Genomic DNA, 1,601 nt, shown 5'->3' with positions numbered 1-1,601 from the left:
CCCCCACAGATTGAAAACCCGCACACCAGCCGCCTCGAAAGGCGACACGTCGTGGCTGGCCAGAACACGCTGCTCCGGGACGGGCCTCCTCGTCTCCATGATCACGTTGGTATCAAGCAGCAGGATCATTCGAAGGACATTGCCTCGGCCGGGGTCTGATCGCGGGTCTGCAAGACCGCGATATCCTGATCACGCACACCGGCCTCACGACCGATGGCCCCCAGAAGCGATCCCAGCCGAACGGCCTCTTCTTTTTTCTGCATGTCCTCTCCAGTCACCGCGCCGAAATCAGACAACCCGTTCCAGCCCCAGATGTGTCACAAACGGATCAAAGTCCCGGTCACTGTAAAGAAGCCGATACCCGCTTACGATACATCGTGTGGCAATCAGGGTATCAATGGTTTTCCGGATGGTGATGCCTCTGGCACGCAGGTCACGGAAATATCGTGCTGCCTCGATCATGACATCACGCCCCCCGATCTCCACCATATCCAGAGCGCCAAGCAGTCTCCGCGCCTTGTTGAAATCCCGTTCGCTCGCAAATCCCTGAAGAACTTCCGTCATCATCAGATCCCCAATGGCGACCAGTTCCTCTCCCAGCAACCGGTCCAGAACATCAACCTGTGGCGTAACCGTACCCCTGAAAAAATCGATCCAGACCGATGAATCGACCAGAATCATACGTCGGAACGCATGGCGTCGAGATCACCCCGCCACTCCAGCCTGCCCTTCATGGAACGCAGTTGCCGCTGCTGATTCAACTTGATCAGCGTCCGCAATCCGAGTTCGACGGCTTCTTTCTTGGTTTTGACGCCAGACGCCTTCAGCGCATCTGTCATGAGGGTATCGTCAATAATGATGTTGGTTCGCATGATGTGTATCTCCAGTGAAAATTATACACATCAACATCTCCTCTCTCAAGCAGATTACATCCCCATATCCATACCGCGCGACCTGGAGCGTGAGAGGGCCTGCTCCCGCTGATGGGGATGCAACCCGTGATCAAGCGTCGATCCCTTCCGGATGCCCAGCTCGCGGCTTTTCTCCCGCAGAATGGACTCAAGCTGCGCATCCCGCTTCAGCTCTTTCAGCGCCACACCCTGCTGCTCCCGGCTCAGCCCGTCCCAGGCCTTCACAAACCGCGCTGCCCGCAGATCCGGACTCTTCCGCACCCTGTCCTCATGCTCCAGCCCCTCGAGCAATTTGCGCGCCCGTGCCGGACCTTCCAGACCATCCCGTGCCGGACCTTCCAGACCATATAGCGCCTGCCGGATCTCCGGCTGATGCTTCAGCGCAGCCCTCAGATCCGCCTCACCGCCACGCCGGACCCGCTCCAGATCCCGACCGGCTTCAAACAGCGCCTTCTTCTGATGCTCCAGCACCGGCAGCTCCTGCCGAACCATGCGCTCGGCATCCACCCAGGCCCGCGCATACCGCTCCACCGCCTGATGCAGCGGGTCACTCCCCGGCACCAACCCGTCCATCCCCGCCGGCACCTGCTCACGCCGCACACGGGGCAGCCTCAATCCCGCAAAGGGAGAGACAGGAGCCTCACGCTCAACCCCACTCTCCCCCTTACCGGCCCCGGCATCCATCCCGGC

3 protein-coding genes and 1 pseudogene are annotated in these 1,601 nt (G+C 60.1%); all 4 read right to left on the bottom strand.

Translation table 11 applies throughout. The features are described from left to right. Positions 1-125: 125 nt before the first annotated feature. Positions 126-263, bottom strand: a complete 138-nt coding sequence (locus GOB86_RS15405; RefSeq protein ID WP_026019313.1) for a hypothetical protein — start codon at positions 261-263, stop codon at positions 126-128. Positions 264-288: 25 nt separating this feature from the next. Then, positions 289-681: a type II toxin-antitoxin system VapC family toxin gene (gene vapC, locus GOB86_RS15400; RefSeq protein ID WP_062499522.1), complete on the bottom strand. Its 393-nt coding sequence runs from the start codon at positions 679-681 to the stop codon at positions 289-291. Further along, positions 678-872, bottom strand: coding sequence for a type II toxin-antitoxin system VapB family antitoxin (locus GOB86_RS15395; protein WP_010516209.1), 195 nt, complete (start codon positions 870-872; stop codon positions 678-680). The genes vapC and GOB86_RS15395 overlap by 4 nt, the downstream gene beginning before the upstream one ends. 54 nt (positions 873-926) lie before the next feature. Next, a pseudogene (locus tag GOB86_RS16260) lies at positions 927-1,601 on the bottom strand (Ti-type conjugative transfer relaxase TraA); the annotation flags it as partial.

Origin of the sequence: Acetobacter lambici (assembly GCF_011516885.1) — a bacterium.
GTDB classification, from domain to species: Bacteria; Pseudomonadota; Alphaproteobacteria; order Acetobacterales; family Acetobacteraceae; genus Acetobacter; species Acetobacter lambici.
The sequence above is the reverse complement of the archived record's forward strand: the minus strand, read 5'-3'. Positions and strand labels throughout refer to the sequence as shown.

Coding starts and splice junctions, on each gene's coding strand:
- GOB86_RS15395 (WP_010516209.1), bottom strand. CDS start 872: ATGCGAACCAACATCATTATTGACGATACCCTCATGACAGATGCGCTG.
- vapC (WP_062499522.1), bottom strand. CDS start 681: ATGATTCTGGTCGATTCATCGGTCTGGATCGATTTTTTCAGGGGTACG.
- GOB86_RS15405 (WP_026019313.1), bottom strand. CDS start 263: ATGCAGAAAAAAGAAGAGGCCGTTCGGCTGGGATCGCTTCTGGGGGCC.